Origin of the sequence: Mycobacterium sp. E3198 (genome assembly GCF_001667015.1) — a bacterium.
Classification (GTDB): Bacteria; Actinomycetota; Actinomycetes; order Mycobacteriales; family Mycobacteriaceae; genus Mycobacterium.
In genome coordinates this window covers 1-718 of record NZ_LZIS01000010.1, presented here as the reverse complement: position 1 = coordinate 718, position 718 = coordinate 1, and the positions used below count along the sequence as shown (strand labels likewise).

Below are 718 nucleotides of genomic sequence, written 5' to 3'. Positions count from 1 at the left end.
ATATTCGGTGTCGACGCGGTGCCGACCGTCGTGGCACTTGCCGCCGGGCAGCCGCTGTCCAGCTTCCAGGGCGTTCAGCCGCCTGACCAGTTGCGCCGGTGGGTGGACTCGCTGTTGTCCGCGACGGCCGGAAAGCTCAGGGGCCCAAGCGGTTCCGGAGAAGCGGCGGTGGATCCGCAGCTGGCCCAGGCGCGCCAACAGCTTGAGGAGGGCGACTTCGATGCGGCCAAAGCGTCGTATCAGGCGATCCTGGATGCCAATCCCGCCAGCGTGGAGGCCAAGGGCGCGATCCGGCAGATCGACTTCCTCACGCGCGCAACGGCGCAACGCCCGGACGCGGTCGCGGCAGCCGACGCCGCGCCGGCCGATATCGACGCCGCGTTGGCCGCGGCCGACGTGCAAATCCTCAACCAGGACGTGAGCGCGGCGTTCGAGCGCCTGATCGCCTTGGTGCGCAGCACATCCGGCGACGAGCGCACCCGCGTGCGCACCCGACTCATCGAGCTGTTCGAGCTCTTCGATCCCGCCGACCCCGAGGTCGTCGCCGGCCGGCGCAACCTCGCAAACGCGCTGTACTGAGTTCGCCCTACGGGCCCGGTACCCCGTTGGTGCCGGGCAGGCCGAGCACACCGCCCGTGCCGCCGGCGCCGCCGGCGCCGCCGAAGCCCGTCGCGGCGCCGATCCCGCCGTTACCGCCGTTGCCGCCGTTGCCGAGCAG

At 71.7% G+C, this 718-nt stretch carries 1 protein-coding gene; it reads left to right on the top strand.

Annotation, left to right across the window (positions count from 1 at the left end; genetic code table 11):
• Positions 1-579, top strand: a 579-nt coding sequence (locus A5673_RS01785) for a tetratricopeptide repeat protein (protein WP_068226791.1), incomplete at its 5' end; no start/stop codon positions are given.
• Positions 580-718: the final 139 nt, after the last annotated feature.